This is a genomic window from Polaribacter sargassicola (assembly GCF_021991835.1).
Lineage (GTDB): Bacteria > Bacteroidota > Bacteroidia > Flavobacteriales > Flavobacteriaceae > Polaribacter > Polaribacter sargassicola.
The window spans coordinates 570719-588613 of record NZ_JAHDAU010000001.1; the positions used below are offsets into that span (position 1 = coordinate 570719).

At 30.4% G+C, this 17895-nt stretch carries 14 protein-coding genes; 8 read left to right on the forward strand and 6 right to left on the reverse strand.

From position 1 onward, the window contains the following. The first annotated feature begins 5 nt into the window (after positions 1-5). Positions 6-1649, forward strand: coding sequence for a S8 family peptidase (locus tag KI686_RS02545; protein ID WP_237587685.1), 1644 nt, complete (start codon positions 6-8; stop codon positions 1647-1649). A gap of 63 nt (positions 1650-1712) precedes the next feature. Beyond that, on the forward strand, positions 1713-3545 hold the full coding sequence (locus KI686_RS02550) for a M1 family metallopeptidase (RefSeq protein ID WP_237587686.1): 1833 nt from the start codon (positions 1713-1715) through the stop codon (positions 3543-3545). A gap of 57 nt (positions 3546-3602) precedes the next feature. On the opposite strand, the gene KI686_RS02555 is transcribed toward KI686_RS02550, so the two are convergent. From KI686_RS02555 to pflB, 6 genes are all read right to left on the reverse strand, one after another. Beyond that, positions 3603-4271 (reverse strand): LysE family translocator, encoded by a 669-nt coding sequence (locus tag KI686_RS02555; RefSeq protein ID WP_237587687.1) that lies wholly within the window; start codon positions 4269-4271, stop codon positions 3603-3605. Between the two features lie 94 nt (positions 4272-4365). Then, positions 4366-5412 (reverse strand): ferredoxin--NADP reductase, encoded by a 1047-nt coding sequence (locus KI686_RS02560; protein ID WP_237587688.1) that lies wholly within the window; start codon positions 5410-5412, stop codon positions 4366-4368. A 10-nt stretch (positions 5413-5422) separates the two neighbouring features. Continuing rightward, on the reverse strand, positions 5423-6412 hold the full coding sequence (locus tag KI686_RS02565) for an aspartate-semialdehyde dehydrogenase (RefSeq protein WP_237587689.1): 990 nt from the start codon (positions 6410-6412) through the stop codon (positions 5423-5425). Positions 6413-6587: 175 nt separating this feature from the next. Beyond that, positions 6588-7382: a formate/nitrite transporter family protein gene (locus KI686_RS02570; RefSeq protein ID WP_237587690.1), complete on the reverse strand. Its 795-nt coding sequence runs from the start codon at positions 7380-7382 to the stop codon at positions 6588-6590. A 36-nt stretch (positions 7383-7418) separates the two neighbouring features. Then, positions 7419-8204, reverse strand: a complete 786-nt coding sequence (pflA, locus tag KI686_RS02575; RefSeq protein WP_237587691.1) for a pyruvate formate-lyase-activating protein — start codon at positions 8202-8204, stop codon at positions 7419-7421. Between the two features lie 77 nt (positions 8205-8281). After that, complete coding sequence (gene pflB, locus KI686_RS02580) at positions 8282-10537, reverse strand: formate C-acetyltransferase (RefSeq protein WP_237587692.1); 2256 nt, start codon at positions 10535-10537, stop codon at positions 8282-8284. Between the two features lie 214 nt (positions 10538-10751). Between pflB and trhO the strand changes: the two genes are divergently transcribed. The 6 genes from trhO to KI686_RS02610 all read left to right on the forward strand — a co-directional run bounded on the left by trhO (position 10752) and on the right by KI686_RS02610 (position 17887). Continuing rightward, positions 10752-11783, forward strand: coding sequence for an oxygen-dependent tRNA uridine(34) hydroxylase TrhO (trhO, locus tag KI686_RS02585; protein WP_237587693.1), 1032 nt, complete (start codon positions 10752-10754; stop codon positions 11781-11783). 4 nt (positions 11784-11787) lie between these two features. Next, positions 11788-13035 carry a peptidase U32 family protein gene (locus KI686_RS02590; RefSeq protein ID WP_237587694.1) on the forward strand — a complete coding sequence of 416 codons (1248 nt, stop codon included), beginning with the start codon at positions 11788-11790 and terminating at the stop codon, positions 13033-13035. After that, complete coding sequence (locus KI686_RS02595; protein WP_237587695.1) at positions 13035-13265, forward strand: ferredoxin; 231 nt, start codon at positions 13035-13037, stop codon at positions 13263-13265. Before KI686_RS02590 ends, KI686_RS02595 begins: the two co-directional genes overlap by 1 nt. Before the next feature lie 366 nt (positions 13266-13631). Next, positions 13632-15125: a PSP1 domain-containing protein gene (locus KI686_RS02600; protein WP_237587696.1), complete on the forward strand. Its 1494-nt coding sequence runs from the start codon at positions 13632-13634 to the stop codon at positions 15123-15125. After that, complete coding sequence (locus KI686_RS02605) at positions 15100-15600, forward strand: gliding motility lipoprotein GldH (RefSeq protein WP_237587697.1); 501 nt, start codon at positions 15100-15102, stop codon at positions 15598-15600. Before KI686_RS02600 ends, KI686_RS02605 begins: the two co-directional genes overlap by 26 nt. A gap of 1 nt (position 15601) precedes the next feature. Continuing rightward, entirely contained in the window at positions 15602-17887 is a 2286-nt protein-coding gene (locus tag KI686_RS02610; protein WP_237587698.1) for a penicillin-binding protein 1A, read from the forward strand. Positions 17888-17895 lie beyond the last annotated feature (8 nt).

Genomic DNA, 17895 nt, shown 5'->3' on the forward strand with positions numbered 1-17895 from the left:
AGAAGATGAGAGTTTTAAAACCAGTTTTATATACAGCTTTCGCTGGACTTGTTTTTACAAGTTGTAAATCAATTTCTAGCATTCCGGTTCCACAAGGATCAGAAACTGTAATAAATCTACCAGCCAAAAAAGGAGTTTTATCAGAAGAAGAGATAAATAGTTGGGGGCATGCAGATTTGGCAACAGACACTATTCCTGGAATGAGTGTAGAAAAAGCATATTTGTTTTTAGAAGGTAAAAAAGGAGAACAAGTTGTTGTTGCTGTTACCGATTCTGGTACAGATTTAGAGCACGAAGATTTAAAAGATGTTGCTTGGGTTAATACCAAAGAAATTTCTGGAAACGGAATAGATGATGATAAAAATGGATTTATTGATGATATTAACGGATGGAATTTTTTAGGAAGTATTCATAATGAAAATTTAGAATACGAAAGAATCATAAAAAATCCTTCTATAACTAATGAAGAAGAAGCTAAAGCAGCAAAAGAATTTTACGAAGAAAAATTAGAAAGTTCAAAAAGTACTAAGTTAAGGTACGAGCAAATGTTACAAGGTATAACAAATGCAGATGACGCTATTTCAGAAGAATTAAACAAAAAAGATTATACGCAAGAAGAAGTTTTAGCTATAAAAACAGAAGATCCTACTTTATTGCAAAGTGTTACAATAGCTAAACAGATGTATAGTTTTGGAATCCCTTCTTTAAGTGAAGCTAAAAAAGAATTAACAAAGTTAGTTACAGATGCAACTAATTTATTAAACGGAGATGCTTTAAAGACAGATTATAGATCTGTTCTTGGTGATGATGCATACACTATGGATATTACAGTTTATGGTGATAATAAAACAGGACCATATGAAAAATCTGAATCTCATGGAACACATGTTTCTGGTATTATTGCTGCAAGTAGAAATAATGGTTTAGGAATGAATGGAGTTGCAAATAATGTAAAGATTATGGCAGTTAGAGTTGTTCCTCCTGGAGGAGATGAATACGATAAAGATATAGCTCTAGGGATTCGTTATGCAGTAGATAATGGTGCTAAAATAATTAATACAAGTTTTGGTAAAGGTTATTCTCCTAAAAAAGAATGGGTTTACGAAGCTATTAAATATGCAGCAGAAAAAGATGTTTTAATTGTAAATGCAGCAGGTAACGATGGTAAAAATATAGATGTAGAAAAAACGTATCCTAATGATTCTAAAGATTTAAAAACAGAAATTACAGATAATGTAATAACAATAGGTGCAATGAGTTTAAATTATAACGAGAAATTACCAGCAACATTTTCTAATTATGGTAAAATAAATGTAGATATTTTTGCGCCAGGAGTTCAAATTTATTCTACAACACCAGAAAACGAATATCAAAAATTTAATGGAACTTCTATGGCAGCTCCATCTACAGCTGGTGTTGCAGCATTAATACGTTCTTATTATCCAAAATTATCTGCAAGTCAGGTTAAGCATATTATAATGAATTCTGGTACAAAAATTAATTTTAATGTTATTAAACCAGGATCTCAATCTAGAATAAACCCAAATGGAGAAATGGTGCCTTTTGCAGATTTATCAGTTTCTGGTAGAATTGTAAATGCGTATAATGCCTTAAAAATGGCAGATGAAATTGTAAACGGAAAAAAATAATTACCTCAAAAAAAGCAGTATTCTTTAAGATGCTGCTTTTTTTATAAACCTTAATCAATATATATGAAAAAATTTTACTTTTTAGGATTATTGCTGGCTACACTAACGGCTTGTAATAGTACAAAAGATGTAGCTAATAATGTAGTTACAAAAGAAACGTATTGGCAACAACATGTAGACTATACAATGGATATAGATGTTGATGTAAACAAATATCAATATAAAGGAAAACAAACTTTAGTTTATACAAATAACTCACCAGATAATTTAAACAAGGTTTTTTATCATTTATATTTTAATGCTTTTCAACCAGGATCTCAAATGGATGTTAGGTCTTTAAATATTCAAGATCCAGATAGAAGAGTTAGAGATAGAATAAGTAAATTAAGTCCAGATGAAATAGGATATATAAAAGTAAATACTTTAAAACAAAACGGAGTTGCAGTTTCTCATGAAACAGTTGGTACTATTTTAGAGGTAAAGTTAAATGAGCCTATAAAATCTGGAGAATCTGTTACTTTAGAAATGGATTTTGATGCGCAAGTGCCTGTTCAAATTCGTCGTTCTGGTAGAAACAGTAAAGAGGGTATTGCTTTGTCAATGGCACAATGGTATCCTAAATTAGCAGAATATGATTTTCAAGGTTGGCATACACCACCTTATATTGCAAGAGAATTTCAAGGAGTATGGGGAGATTTTGATGTAACTATCCATATCGACAAAAATTACACAATTGGTGGTTCTGGTTATATTCAAAATCCACAAGAAGTAGGTCATGGTTATGAAGATGCTACTAAAGAATTAAATTTGCCAGAAGGCGATAAATTAACTTGGCATTTTAAAGCACCAGAAGTTCATGATTTTATGTGGGCAGCAGACCCAGAATATATTCACGATACTTTTAAGATGGACAATGGTATTGATTTACACTTTTTATATAAGAAAAATTTAGAAGAAAAATATTTAAAAAGTTGGAAAGAACTTCAGCCACAAACAGCAGAGTTGATGAAATATTACAGCGAAAATGTTGGGCAATATCCTTATAAGCAATACTCTGTAATACAAGGAGGAGATGGTGGTATGGAGTATGCAATGTCTACATTAGTAACTGGTAAAAGAAGTTATGGTAGTTTATTTGGTGTAACAGCTCATGAAATGGCACATACTTGGTTTCAATTTTTGTTAGCTTCTAATGAAAGTTTACATCCATGGATGGATGAAGGGTTTACATCTTATATTTCTAATAAAGCAGTAAGTGAAATATCTAAAAAACCAAAAGCAAATCCTCATGCGGGTTCTTATAGAAGTTATAGAAGTATTGTTGATAAAAATATGGAAGAATCTTTAAGTACTCATGCAGATAGATTTAACACAAACAGAGCATATAGTACAGCAAGTTATTCTAAAGGTAATTTATTTTTATCTCAATTAGAATATGTTATTGGGGCAGATAATGTTGCTAAAGGATTAAAGAAATATTTTACAGATTTTAGTTTTAAACATCCAACGCCAAATGATATTAAGCGTACTATGGAAAAAGTATCTGATTTAGATTTAGGTTGGTATTTAAACGAATGGACACAAACTACACACACAATAGATTATGGTGTAAAATCTGTAGATAATAAAACAATTACTTTAGAAAGAATTGGTAAAATGCCAATGCCAATGGATGTTGAGGTAACTTATGTTGATGGATCTAAAGAAGAATTTAATATTCCTTTAGAAATGATGAGAGGAAGTAAACCAACTAAAGCTACTGTTTTAAAAGATTGGGGTTGGGCTTACCCAACATACTCTTTTGATGTTTCTAAATCTGTAAAATCGATTACTATTGATAAAAGCGGATTAATGGCAGATGTTAACTTAAAAAATAATGTTTTTGAAGTAAAATAAGCTTTAAGAATAATTACAACATAAAAAAAGCGAGGTTTTTACCTCGCTTTTTTTGTATTAAAGAATTAATTCGTCAATTTTATCATTAGGTATAAATCCTTTTAATATTAAAAAAACTCCACAGATTATTAAAATAATGCCCATAACACGTTTTACTCTGTAAATTACTAACGGAGTCATTTTACTTTTTAATTGTTTAGCTAATAATATTTTGCCTAAATCTGTAACGGCATAGCCAAGAATAATTGTTGCAAAGTACCAAAAAATACTTGTAGGATTCATGTTTAAAGTTGGTCCAATAACCAAAACAGTACCCAACCAAAATGCCAAAACACCAATGTTTATAAAATTTAGAAAATACCCTTTAATAAGTAGTTTTATATAACTGCTTTTAACCACAGGTATTTCTATTGTCTTAGTAGTTTCTATAGCTTCTTTTTTGTTTTGTTTATCAAAATAAGTTATCAGGCCATATATTATTAACACTAAACCACCAATAAAAAACAATCTAGGATCATCCTTTATTTTTTCTAATAAAGATCTACTTCCGTAATACGCAATTAAAATAAAAGAAATATCTCCTAAAAGAACACCAATATCAAAAGCAATGGCAGCTCTTGCTCCTTTTAAAATGCTAGTTTGTATTAGCATAAAAAAAACAGGTCCAATCATAAAAGCCATAAAAAAGCCAATTAAGAAAGCATTTTTAAAATTATAAATATCCATTACTTTAAAATACTATTTTTTTAGAAAAAAGAAAGGATGGAGTACCCATCCTTTTCTGCTTAAAAATATTAAATTATTCAATTTTCTCTATATGTTATACATCATCAAAATCAATAACAATTTTTGATGTTGTTGGGTAAGCTTGGCATGCTAATACAAGACCTTCTTCTATTTCACTATCTGTTAAAATAGAGTTTTTAACCATTACAGCTTTTCCTTCTGTAACTTTACACATACAAGAACTACAAACTCCACCTTGGCAAGAATAAGGTGCATCTAAATTATTGCGCAAACTTGCAGCTAAAAGATCGTCTGTTTGTTGCATGGTAAAAGTAGTTTCTTCATCATCTAACAAAACAGTAACTTCTGTTATTCCTTCTTTAACTTCTGCAGCAGCATCTTCATCAACAGATGTTGTAAATAATTCAAAATGAATATTTTCTTTACTTATTTTGTTGCTTTCTAAAGTTTTAGAAACTTCTTCAATCATTTCTTCTGGGCCACATAAAAAGGCTGCATCAAAAGAAGTTTCTTTGTACATGTTTTTTACAAAGTAATTGGTAACATTACTGCTAATTCTACCTTTTAATTGATTTTTAACGTCTTCTCTACTAAAAATATAGTGTAGTTTAAATCTATCTAAAAAAGTTTCTTTTAAAGTATTTAATTGTTCGTAGAAAATTGTATCAACAACAGATTTGTTACCGTAAACCAACGTAAAAGTTGATGAGGTTTCTGTTTCTAAAACAGTTTTTATCATCGATAAAATTGGTGTAATACCAGAGCCAGCAGCAAAACCAATATAGTTTTTGTTATCTTCTGCATTTAAAATAAAACGGCCTTCTGGAGCTGAAATTTCAATTTCATCACCCGCTTTTAGTTTTGAAGTAGCATATGTAGAAAATACACCATTTTCAACTGCTTTTATAGCAACTCTAATTTCTCCACTTTTAGGAGTTGAGCAAATAGAATAAGCCCTTCTAACTTCTTCTCCATTAATTACTTTTTGTAAAGTAATATATTGACCAGGTATAAAGTTAAAATCTGATTTTAAATTTTCGGGTATCTTAAACAAAACAGAAACCGCATTAGCGGTTTCTTGTTGTACTTCTTGTATGTTTACTTTGTAAAATGTTGACATTACATATATTTTACACCAAATTATTTGCTATTAAATATTCGGCAATTTGAATTGTGTTTGTAGCTGCTCCTTTACGTAGGTTATCTGCAACAATCCACAAATTTAAGGTATTTTCTTGAGATTCATCTCTTCTAATACGTCCAACAAATACCTCATCTTTATTATGAGCGTTAATTGGCATCGGGTAAACGTTGTTTGCTAGATCATCTTCTACAATAACTCCAGGAGTTTCGCTTAATATTTGACGAACTTCTGCTAAATCAAAATCATTTTCGAATTGTACGTTAACCGCTTCAGAATGCCCACCAGCAGTAGGTATACGAACTGCAGTTGCAGTTACAGAAAAAGAATCATCACGTAAAATTTTCTTAGGCTCTTTTACTAATTTCATTTCTTCTTTTGTGTAACCATTGTCTAAAAAAATATCACAATGAGGTAAAGCATTTCTACCAATTTTGTGAGGATATGCCATTTCACCATCAATACCGGCTTCTTCGTTATCTAATTGTTGTACTGCTTTTACACCAGTACCAGACACAGATTGGTAAGTAGAAATTACCACACGTTTCATTGTATATTTAGCGTGTAAAGGCGCTAAAGCCATTACTAACTGAATTGTAGAACAGTTTGGGTTTGCAATAATTTTATCATCAGCAGTTAAAACATCACCATTAATTTCTGGTACTACTAATTTCTTTGTAGGATCCATTCTCCAAGCAGAAGAGTTATCAATAACGGTTGTACCAACTTCTGCAAATTTTGGTGCCCATTCTAAAGAAGTGTCTCCACCTGCAGAAAATAAGGCTACATCTGGTTTTAATGCTACAGCATCTGCTAAGGTTACAATGGTGTATTCCTTTCCTTTATATGATAATTTTTTACCAGCAGATCTTTCTGACGCTACCGGAATTAATTCCGTTATCGGTAAATTACGTTCTTCTAAAACTTGTAACATTACTGTTCCAACCATTCCAGTTGCTCCAACTACAGCTATTTTCATCAGTATTTTATTTAATGATATTATTTATACTGCAAATATGCTAACAAATTATATTTCCACCATTTTTTTGATAAATATTTACCAAAATAATTTGTGTTGTTTATTTTTAAACAATTTGATATAATTTTTATTTAATGCGCTGAATTTTATATTTTAAGTGTAAAAAGATTTAAATCTATTGGTTTTTTGGTTGCATTTTTTTGTTAAATAAATGACCGTATGGTAAACCTACAAATAAAACACCACCAACAATATTTCCTAAAGTTGCGGGTATTAAATTTTTAATGAAAAAAGTTGTCCAAGTAATATTTGCACCTTCAAAAATAGCAAGCGGAATAAAATACATATTAGCAATACTGTGTTCAAAACCAATGGCAACAAAAGCCATTACAGGAAGCCAAATTGCAATAATTTTACCAGCAGTATTTTCTGATGCAACACCTTGCCAAATAGCTAAACAAACTAACCAGTTTGCACCAATTCCTTTTATAAAAGTAACCAAAAAAGTATGGCTGGTTTTGCCTTCTGCAATGCTATAAACAGAGTTAATATATGGTTCACTATGCACAACGTGTGTTAAATGTGTAATTACATAAGCAAGAAAAAGAGCTCCTATAAAATTACCACTATATACAATTATCCAGTTTCTAAACATGTGGTAAATAGGTTGTCTTCTACGTAATAAATTGGGGATAAAGTATGCGTTGTTTCCGGTAAAGAGTTCTGCGCCAACAATTACTACCAAAATAAGTCCTATTGGAAAAGTTGCACCAAATATAAATTTAGCCAATCCTGGGTTATTTTCTGTAATACCTGGAGAGCCACCTGCAACAATTATTGCAAGTAAAGCACCAAAGGCAACATATGCACCAGCTAAAATGGCAAGAATTAGAGTTTTACTTTTTTTATATTTTCCTTTACTTAAGGCAATTTGATTTATGTTATTTATAACTTCTTTTGGTGTGTTCATTAGTTATGTAATTCACTGCTAAAAATCAATTAAAATCTAATTGATTTTTACCTTTTTAAAATAGTTACTTAAAATTTCTGATGCTAATGTTAACTCTTCTTTGGTGTTTTCTCTAGCATCTTTTAATTCGTATTCCCAACCTAAAGCATCCCATTTATGGATGCCTAATTTATGGTAAGGTTGCAACTCTATTTGTTCTATAGTTTTATACTCTTTAAAATAATTTCCTAATTCATGTAATAATTCTGGAGTATTTGTAATACCAGGAATTAAAACATAACGTAACCACATTTTTTTGCCAGATGCTTCTCTGTGTTTTGCAAAATTGAAAGTGGTTTCTTTGTTACGTTTACCCGTTATTCTTTGAAAACCTTCTTCTCTCATATGTTTGATGTCTAGCATTACTAAATCTGCATAATTGTCTAGTAGCTCTATGGTTGGATGATTTAACATGCGTCCATTAGTATCTAAATTGGTATGTATACCTTCTTCTTTTAATCTTTTAAAAAGAGCAATAAGGTTGTGTGCTTGTAAAAGAGGTTCTCCGCCAGAAACTGTAACTCCTCCTTTTTCACCAAAATAAGATTTCATTTTGATGGCTCTTTGTACCAAGTCTTCTATATGGTATTCTTTGCCACCATGAGTATCAATAGTATCTGGATTATGGCAGTATTGACATTTTAATTTACAACCTTGTAAAAAAATAACCAATCTAATTCCTGGTCCGTCATGAGTACCAAAAGATTCTATAGAGTGTACGTTTAATATGTTTTCTGAAGTTCTAATATTGTTAACATTTAAGTGAATAAAAAAGGGGTTCAAAAAAATAGTAGAAGTGCTTTAATAGTTGTAATTTGATTTCTAATTTTTTTCTGAACCCCATATAAATACATAAAAGGCTACATAGATTTGTGGAAAGAACGAGAAATTACTTCCATTTGTTGTTCTTTAGTTAATCTGATAAAATTAACAGCGTAACCAGAAACTCTAATTGTTAATTGAGGATGATTTTCTGGGTGCTCCATTGCATCTAATAAAGTTTCTTTGTCTAGCACGTTTACATTTAAGTGTTGCGCACCGTGCTCAAAGTAACCATTTAAAGTTGCAACTAAATTGTCTATTCTATCTTCTTGTGTAGATCCTAAAGATTTAGGTACAATAGAAAATGTATTAGAAATTCCGTCTTGAGAATCTTTATAATCTATTTTTGCTACAGAATTTAAAGATGCAATTGCTCCGTTTGTATCTCTACCATGCATTGGGTTTGCGCCAGGTGCAAAAGGTACTCCTTTAGCTCTACCATCTGGTGTTGCACCGGTTTTTTTACCGTAAACAACGTTAGATGTTATGGTTAGTACAGACATTGTAGGGTCTGCATCTTTGTAAACTTTTAATTTTTTTAATTCGTTATTAAAGTCTTCTACACCATTGTGAGCAAAAATATCTACTCTGTCATCATCATTTCCATATTTAGGGAAATCTCCTTCAATTTTAAAATCTACAGTTAATCCTTCTTCGTTTCTAATAGGTTTAACTTTTGCATATTTAATTGCTGATAAAGAATCTGCTAAAATTGATAAACCCGCAATACCGTAAGCAATATTAATTTGTGGATTTGTATCAATTAAAGCCATTTGAGCTTTTTCGTAGTAATATTTATCATGCATGTAATGGATAATATTCATGGCATCATTATAAACTTTTGCTACGTGTTTCATGGCAATTTTATAATTAGCCATTACTTTATCAAAGTCTAAATATTCGCTATTATCAATTTCAATACCATCAACCATTTTGGTACCTGTAATTTCGCATCTACCACCGTTAATAGCTAGCAATAATGTTTTGGCTAAGTTAGTTCTTGCACCAAAAAACTGTATTTGTTTACCAATTTCTTGGTAAGAAACACAACAAGCAATTCCGTAATCATCAGAACCTCTTAAGTTTCGCATTAAATCATCATTTTCAAATTGTATAGATGATGTATCAATAGCAACTTTTGCACAGAAGCTTTTAAAATTTTGTGGTAATAAAGGAGACCATAAAACCGTAATATTTGGTTCTGGTGATGGGCCTAAGTTGTATAAAGTATGTAAGAAACGATAAGCAGTTTTAGTTACTTTAGTTCTACCGTCGTTTAACATACCACCAATTGCTTCTGTTACCCAAGTTGGATCTCCAGCAAAAATTTCATCATAAGCAGCCATACGTAGGTGACGTACCATTCTTAGTTTCATCACAAATTGATCTATGTATTCTTGTGCTTCTACTTCTGTAATAGTTCCGTTTTGTAAATCTCTTTCAATAAAGATATCTAAAAATGTAGAAACATTACCTAAAGACATTGCAGCGCCATCTTGTTCTTTTACAGCGGCTAGGTATGCCATGTACGTCCATTGTACAGCTTCTTGTGCATTTTCTGCAGGTCTGTTTAATTCTAAATTATAATGGTTACCCATTACAATCATATCTTTTAAAGCTCTTATTTGTTCAGAAACTTCTTCTCTTAAACGAATAACAGCATCTGTCATCGGCCCCTCAATATTTGCTAAATCAGCTTTTTTTATTTCAATTAATTTATCAATACCATATAAAGCAACACGTCTATAATCACCAATTATTCTACCACGAGCATAATTATCTGGTAAGCCAGTTAAAAAACCTAAAGAACGGAATTTTCTAATTTCTGCATTATAAGCATCAAAAACCCCATCATTATGTGTTTTTACATATTTTGTAAATAATTCGTTTATTTCTTCGCTAGGTTTTAAACCATGTTCTTGTAATGCTTTTTGAACAACTTTGTAACCTCCAAAAGGTTTCATTGCTCTTTTTAGCAATCCATCAGTTTGTAAACCAACAATTACTTCGTTTTCTTTATCTATATAACCTGCACCAAAACTAGCAACACCAGAAATGGTTTCTGTATCAACAGAATGTACACCGTTGTTCTGTCTTTCTTGCTTCATTCCTTCTTTACATACTTCCCAAAGCTTTTGGGTCTTTTTGCTAGCACCAACTAAAAATTGGTCATCGCCATAGTAAGAAACAATGTTTTGTATAACAAAATCTCTAACATTAATAGATGTGTTCCAAACACCTTTTTTAAATTCTATATTTTTTGGCTCTTCTAAAAGTAATTCATCTAATTCCATCTCTTTAAGTTTTACTGTTTTATGTACATCAAATTTAAAATATGACTAAAAAATAAAACATGATAAAAGTTAGGTTTTGCAATTATTTAAGAAAACGTTGTAGTGTTTTTATGTTGAATATCAATTAGATAAAGTCTTTGGTGTTTTGGGTTACTCAACTTTAAAAATTAGCTATATTTGCAAAAAATATTTAGTTTAACCAAATTAGTATAGCATGCAACTGTACAATAAGTTAAGCGCAAAAGAGCGCGCTGCATTAATAGATGAGGCAGGTAAAGACCGTCTTACAATTTCTTTTTATCAATATCATAAGATAGAAAATCCACAATTATTTAGAGATAAATTATTCTTAGAATGGAATGCTTTAGATGTTTTAGGTAGAATTTATGTTTCTTACGAGGGCATAAATGCACAATTGTCTGTGCCATCAGAAAATTTTTACGCATTAAAAGATCAGTTAGATAGTATTTCTTTCTTAAAAGACATTCGTTTAAATGTTGCTATAGAGCAAGATAATAAGTCGTTTTTAAAGCTAAAAGTAAAAGTTAGAAATAAAATTGTTGCTGATGGTTTAAATGATGAAACTTTTGATGTAACTAACAAAGGTGTGCATTTAAATGCCAAAGAATTTAATGAAATGTTGGCAAATCCGGATACGGTTTGTGTAGATATGCGTAATCATTACGAAAGTGAAATTGGTCATTTTGATGGTGCTGTAACTCCAGATGTAGATACGTTTAGAGATTCTTTAGATATTATAGAAGAAGATTTAAAAGACAATAAAGAAGATAAAAATTTATTGATGTATTGTACTGGCGGAATTCGTTGTGAAAAAGCATCTGCCTATTATAAACACAAAGGATTTAAAAATGTTTTTCAGTTAGAAGGCGGAATTATAGAATACACGCGTCAAGTAAAAGAAGAAGGAATCGAAAATAAATTTATTGGTAAAAATTTTGTGTTTGATCATAGAAGAGCAGAAAAAATTTCTGATGATGTAATTGCCAATTGCCATCAATGTGGTAAACCTTGCGATACGCATACCAATTGTGCCAACGAAGCTTGCCATTTATTATTTATACAATGTGATGAATGTGCAGAAAGAACAGAAAACACTTGTTCTGCAGATTGCCAAGAAATTATTCATTTGCCATATGAAGAACAAAAGGAGTTAAGAAAAGGAAAAGCAAATAGCAATAAAATCTTTAAAAAAGGACGTTCTGAAGTTTTAAAGTTTAAAAAGTAAAGGCATGCAAAAAATCGAATTAATGGCGCCTGCTGGTAATTTTGAATCTTTGCAAGCTGCGCTAGATAATGGTTGTGATTCTATTTATTTTGGAGTAGAACAACTAAATATGAGAGCAAGAGCATCTATCAATTTTACTTTAGATGATTTAGAAGAAATTGCTAAAAGATGCTCAGAAAAAAATGTTAGAAGCTATTTAACGTTAAATACCATTGTTTATGATCATGATTTATCAATTGTAAAAACATTGATAAAAAGGGCAAAAGAAGCAAATATTACGGCTGTCATTGCCATGGATCAGGCGGTTATTTCTATGGCTAGAGAACATCAAATGGAGGTTCATATTTCTACACAAATCAATATTACAAATATAGAAACTGTAAAGTTTTATGCACTATTTGCAGATACTATTGTACTAAGTAGAGAGTTGAGTTTACGTCAAGTAAAAAAGATTACAGAACAAATAGAAAAAGAGCAAATAAAAGGACCTTCTGGTAGATTAATTGAAATAGAAATCTTTGGTCATGGAGCTTTGTGTATGGCAGTTTCTGGTAAATGTTACATGAGTTTACATTCTGCAAATTCATCAGCAAACAGAGGTGCTTGCAAACAAAATTGTAGAAAAAAATATACGGTTATAGATCAAGAAACTGGTTTTGAAATGGAGTTGGATAATGAATATATTATGTCTCCAAAAGATTTGTGTACAATTGATTTTTTAGATCAAGTTGCAGATGCCGGAATCAAAGTTTTAAAGATAGAAGGTAGAGGTAGAGCGCCAGAATATGTTGCTAAAGTAATTAAATGTTACAGAGATGCTATTGATAGTTTAGCTGCAGGAACTTACGATAAAGAAAAAGTAATTTCTTGGATGCAAGAATTAGAAAAAGTGTACAATCGTGGTTTTTGGAACGGATATTATTTAGGCCAAAAATTAGGCGAGTGGAGTAAAGATTCTGGTTCTAACGCAACGCAAAAGAAAGTTTATTTAGGTAAAGGAGAACATTATTTTGACAAAGCCAAAATTGGTCAGTTTAAAATTGATGCTTATGATGTAAATATTGGTGATACAATTCTGATTACTGGGCCAACAACAGGTGCACAAGAAATGGAATTGAAGCAAATGTTTGTAAATGATAAACCATCGGAAAAAGCAACAAAAGGAGATGAAGTAACCATGAAATTAGATTTTAAAATTAGAAGATCTGATAAGTTGTACAAAATTGTAAAAACAGAATTCGCTAAAAACTAATGGTTGTAATTACTTTACAAAGAAACAAATGTATTGGTTGTAATTATTGTGTAGAGGTTGCGCCAGAACAGTTTCAAATGTCTAAAAAAGATGGCAAATCTGTTTTATTGCATTCAACAGAAAAAAAAGGGTTTTTTACTATAAAATCTTTTGATGAATCTATTTTTGATTGTTCTTTAGAGGCTAAAAAAGCATGTCCTGTTAAAATAATAGAAGTTAAACAGGTTTAAAAATAAATGAATATCAGTATAAGAAGACCTCATATTGGGGTCTTTTTTTGTGCTCTATAATATTTTTATTCAGATTCTAATTTAACTGCTACGAATTCTAATTAGCTTAAAAATTAACTATAAACTCAAATTATATTTGAAGAATAATCAAATAAAAAGTAGTTATGTTAACTTTCGTTTACCTATTTTTTCATTCTTTAAGAATGCGTATATTTACGAATTAGTAAAATCAGGTCTTTTTTTTGTATTGGTCTGATAATCAATTTATGAATCTAACGTTTTTTGAGTTTTAGTATGTGTTTTTAGATAATTAAAGCCTAAAAATATTTTTCAAAATAAAAAAACGATAATAATATATAATTTTACATGGCATGTGGTAGTTGTGGTACAACAGAAAATGGTGTACCTAGAGGTTGTAAAAGTAATGGTAATTGTGGGTCTGGTAGTTGTGGTAGTGGTAGTCAAAAATTAGCAGTTTTTGATTGGTTGTCTAACATGACGTTGCCAAGTGGCCAAAAAAGATTTAACATTTTTGAAGTTCGTTTTAAAAACGGAAGAAAACATTTTTATAAAAATGTAGATAATTTACCCTTAACAATGGGTGATATTATTGCTGTAGAAGGAAATCCTGGGCACGATATTGGTACAATTTCTTTAGCTGGAGAATTGGTAAAAGTGCAAATGAAAAAGCGCAAAATTACAGAAGATCATGAAGATGTTAAGAAAATTTATAGAAAAGCTACACAAAAAGATATAGATATTTGGCAAAAAGCTAGAGATAGAGAAGAAGAAACACAAAGAAGAGGAAGAGAGATTTTAGGTAAATTAGGTTTGCAAATGAAACTTTCTGACGTTGAATTTCAGGGAGATGGAAACAAAGCAACTTTTTATTATACAGCAGATGCAAGGGTAGATTTTAGACAGCTAATTAGAGATTTGGCAAGTGCTTTTTCTATTCGTGTAGAAATGAAACAAGTAGGTGCAAGACAAGAAGCAGCCAGATTAGGTGGTGTAGGTTCTTGTGGTAGAGAGTTATGTTGTTCTACTTGGTTAACAGATTTTAGAAAAGTTACAACTTCTGCAGCACGTTATCAACAATTATCTTTAAATCCGTTAAAATTAGCTGGGCAATGTGGTAAGTTAAAATGCTGTTTAAATTTTGAGTTAGATACTTATTTAGATGCTTTAAAAGCTTTTCCTAAACAAGATGTTGTCTTAAAAACAGAAAAAGGAGAAGCTGTTTTTGTTAAGATGGATATTTTTAAACAACATTTGTGGTATACATATAAAGAAGAGCGTTTTAAGTGGTTTAGATTAACTCTAGATCAAGTTTTAGAAATTATAGACTTGAATAAAAATAACGAAAAATCTATTTCGTTAGAAGAGTATGAAGCAGATGTAATAATTCCGGAAAAAGTAGATTTTGAAGATGCTGTAGGTCAAGATAGTTTAACTCGTTTTGATGTACCTAAAACAAGTAAACGTAAAAGAAATAATAGAAACCGTAAAAAAACTGTTGCAGCTGTTGCTACTAATAAAAATAATCCAAAACCAAATCCTAGACAAAGGCCAAATTCTAATCAGAAAAGAAAACCTTTAGCTAAAAAACAGGTTAATCAGAATCAGCAACCAAATCAACAACAAAAACCAGAAGGAAATCAAAAGCCGAAACCAAGACCTAGGCCAAGACCTCAACAAAAACCAAAACATAACGCTCAAAGAAATACTAAACAAAATCCTCAAGGAAATAATAATACAAATAAACCAGAGGGAGAAGTTAAAAAGGTAAATAAACCAAGAAGAAATAATAGAAACCGTAAAAATAAGCCTAAAAATGACAACAATTCTGAAAAGAAATAGTTTTTTTATTTTTTTACTGTCTCTTTTTTTAATGCTTTCTTGTAAAGATAATACTGATTTTAATCAATATAAATCGATAAACAAACAAGGATGGAAAGCAAATGAAAAAATATTATTTAAAATTGATGTAAAAGATACTATTTCACCTAAAAATTTGTTTATCAATCTTAGAAATAATAACGATTATCAGTTTAGTAATTTGTATTTAATTACAGAACTTAATTTTCCTAACGGAACAATTGTTGTAGATACTCTTCAATATGAAATGACAGATGCAGCAGGGAATTTTTTAGGTACTGGTTTTTCAGAAATAAAAGAAAATAAATTATTCTATAAAGAAAAAAAAGTCTTTCCTATATCAGGAGAATATCAGTTTAATGTACGTCACGCAATGCGTAAAAGTGGAGATGTTAAACCAATTGAATTTTTACAAGGCATTCAAGAAGTTGGTTTTAGTATTGAAAAAATAGATTAAAATGGCAAAAAAAGAAACAACAAATTTTAAAAAATATATAAAATGGTTCTGGGGAATTATTTTAGGCGGATTTTCTGTAATTCTTCTAATGTTTTTCTTAGCTTCATTAGGTGTTTTTGGAGCATTACCAACTTTTGAAGAATTAGAAAACCCACAAACTAATTTAGCAACAGAAGTAATTTCTTCTGATGGTAAAACAATTGGTAAATATGCAACAGAAAACAGAACGCCAATAAAGTTTAAAGATTTACCAGATAATTTGGTTAAAGCTTTAGTAGCAACAGAAGATGAACGTTTTTTTGAACATTCTGGTATTGATTTTAGAGGTTTAGCAAGAGCTATATCTAAATTAGGTGCTGGCGGAGGTGCAAGTACTATTACACAACAATTGGCTAAAAATTTATTTAACAACGGAGGTTCTAGTAATAAAGCAGAAAGACTTTTGCAAAAAATGAAAGAATGGATTGTTGCTACAAAATTAGAGCGTCAGTATACAAAACAAGAAATTATTGCAATGTATTTAAATACACAAGGTTTTTTGTTTAATGCCTCTGGTATTCGTTCTGCAGCTCGTATTTATTTTGGTAAAGAAGCTAAAGATTTAGATATACAAGAATCTGCAATAATTGTTGCAATGTTAAAAAACCCAAGACAATATAATCCGCATAGAGAAATCTCTAAAAAGAAGTCTTTATCAAGAAGAAATGTGGTTTTTTATCAAATGCATAAAAATGGATTTATATCAGAACAAGAAAAAGATTCTTTACAAAAATTGCCTTTAAAGATTAATTTTACACCAGAAAGTCACGATGAAGGTTCTGCAACTTATTTTAGAGCATATTTACAAAAAATGATGCATAAATGGGTAAGAGAAAATCCTAAACCAAACGGAGAAAAATATAATATTTACACAGATGGATTAAAAATTTATGTAACCATAGATTCTAGAATGCAACAATATGCAGAAGAAGCTGTAAAAGAACATATCTCTAATTTACAATCTTACTTTTTTGCAGAACAAAAAAGAAATAAGAATGCTCCTTTTTACGATTTAGAACCATCAGAAATTAAAGTAATTTTAGAAAGAGGAAAGAAAAACTCTGATAGATACAAAAGATTAAAAATTGCAGGAAAGTCTGAAAAAGAAATAAATAAAATTTTTAATACTAAAACAGAAATGAGAGTATTTTCTTGGAAAGGAGATATAGATACTGTTATGTCTCCGATAGATTCTGTAAGATATTATAAATACTTTTTAAGATCTGGTTTGTTATCTATAGAACCACAATCTGGCCATATAAAAGCTTGGGTTGGTGGTATAAATAATAAACACTTTAAATATGATGCAGTTGCACAACAAAAAAGACAAGTAGGTTCTACTTTTAAACCTTTTGTTTATGCTACAGCTATCAATCAATTAAAATTATCTCCTTGTGATGAATATCCAAATATACCATACACAATTCCGCAAGGTAAATATGGTATATTAGAAGATTGGACTCCAAAAAACTCTGATGATGAATATGGAGAAATGTTAACTCTAAAAGATGGTTTAGCAGGTTCTGTAAACACAATGTCTGCTAGATTAATAGATATGGTTTCTCCAGAAAATGTGGTTCGTTTGGCTAAATCTGCAGGTATAAAAAGTAATATTAATGCAAATCCATCAATTGCATTAGGTGCGGTAGATTTATCTTTATATGAAATGGTAAGTGCTTACTCTACTTTCGCAAACAAAGGTTTAAGAGTATCGCCAATGATTGTAACCAGAATAGAAGATAAAAACGGAACTGTTTTAGAAGAATTTATACCAGAAACTAAAGAGGTTTTAAGTGAAGAGTCTGCTTATGTTGTTTTAGATTTATTAAAAGGTGTAACGCAATCTGGTTCTGGAGTTCGTTTAAGATTACCTTGGCAAAAACCAGGTTATGTAACAGGATATCCATATAATTTTACAAATCCGATAGCTGGTAAAACAGGTACAACACAAAATCAATCAGATGGTTGGTTTATGGGAATTGTACCTAATTTAGCAACTGGTGTTTGGACAGGAGGAGAAGATAGATCAACGCATTTTGCAGGAATAGCAAAAGGACAAGGAGCAACAATGTCTTTGCCTACTTGGGCTTTGTTTATGAAAAAATGTTATGCAGATAAAGCGTTAAATATTAGTAAAGAAGATTTTGAAAAGCCAGAAAACTTAACGATTAATATAGATTGTAGTGGTAGTAATGTAGATGAAGATGAAGAAAAAATAGTAGAACCAGATGAAGATATCGATTTTTAAAATTGATA

Bases quoted from the DNA above. Each gene is read 5' to 3' on its own strand.
- KI686_RS02545 (WP_237587685.1), top strand. From the start codon at position 6: ATGAGAGTTTTAAAACCAGTTTTATATACAGCTTTCGCTGGACTTGTT.
- KI686_RS02550 (WP_237587686.1), top strand. From the start codon at position 1,713: ATGAAAAAATTTTACTTTTTAGGATTATTGCTGGCTACACTAACGGCT.
- KI686_RS02555 (WP_237587687.1), bottom strand. From the start codon at position 4,271: ATGGATATTTATAATTTTAAAAATGCTTTCTTAATTGGCTTTTTTATG.
- KI686_RS02560 (WP_237587688.1), bottom strand. From the start codon at position 5,412: ATGTCAACATTTTACAAAGTAAACATACAAGAAGTACAACAAGAAACC.
- KI686_RS02565 (WP_237587689.1), bottom strand. From the start codon at position 6,412: ATGAAAATAGCTGTAGTTGGAGCAACTGGAATGGTTGGAACAGTAATG.
- KI686_RS02570 (WP_237587690.1), bottom strand. From the start codon at position 7,382: ATGAACACACCAAAAGAAGTTATAAATAACATAAATCAAATTGCCTTA.
- pflB (WP_237587692.1), bottom strand. From the start codon at position 10,537: ATGGAATTAGATGAATTACTTTTAGAAGAGCCAAAAAATATAGAATTT.
- trhO (WP_237587693.1), top strand. From the start codon at position 10,752: ATGCAACTGTACAATAAGTTAAGCGCAAAAGAGCGCGCTGCATTAATA.
- KI686_RS02590 (WP_237587694.1), top strand. From the start codon at position 11,788: ATGCAAAAAATCGAATTAATGGCGCCTGCTGGTAATTTTGAATCTTTG.
- KI686_RS02595 (WP_237587695.1), top strand. From the start codon at position 13,035: ATGGTTGTAATTACTTTACAAAGAAACAAATGTATTGGTTGTAATTAT.
- KI686_RS02600 (WP_237587696.1), top strand. From the start codon at position 13,632: ATGGCATGTGGTAGTTGTGGTACAACAGAAAATGGTGTACCTAGAGGT.
- KI686_RS02605 (WP_237587697.1), top strand. From the start codon at position 15,100: ATGACAACAATTCTGAAAAGAAATAGTTTTTTTATTTTTTTACTGTCT.
- KI686_RS02610 (WP_237587698.1), top strand. From the start codon at position 15,602: ATGGCAAAAAAAGAAACAACAAATTTTAAAAAATATATAAAATGGTTC.